This window comes from Flagellimonas flava, assembly GCF_050617915.1.
Lineage (GTDB): Bacteria > Bacteroidota > Bacteroidia > Flavobacteriales > Flavobacteriaceae > Flagellimonas > Flagellimonas flava_A.
This window is the reverse complement of the sequence record NZ_JBODQE010000135.1, coordinates 1-244: the sequence shown is the minus strand read 5'-3', so window position 1 is coordinate 244 and position 244 is coordinate 1. Positions and strand designations below refer to the sequence as shown.

The 244-nt window shown below is 41.4% G+C and carries 1 protein-coding gene; it reads left to right on the top strand.

Annotated features, from left to right (window positions below):
- A partial coding sequence (locus ACRHOZ_RS21275; RefSeq protein WP_431130359.1) for a hypothetical protein occupies window positions 1-244 on the top strand: 244 nt, incomplete at both ends.

The following is a 244-nucleotide window of genomic DNA, read 5'->3' as shown; positions in this document are numbered from 1 at the left end:
AAAGGTCTTGACAATTTTAAATGGAAATCGGGCCAAGGCGTATCACTTTTCTGATTTCCAGACAGAAAATGTTTTAAGGGACTTGTATGGTGGCAATGAACTGTTATTGGTTGGCGATCAAAATTTTATAACCGTGTTTGCTTTGGATGAGGATACGGTCAACCTGGCATTTGAGTATGCGTTTGCTGCTGGAAATGGCGCTATTGTACTCACGGACAATGAGGGGCATGAATGGAATGTTTTC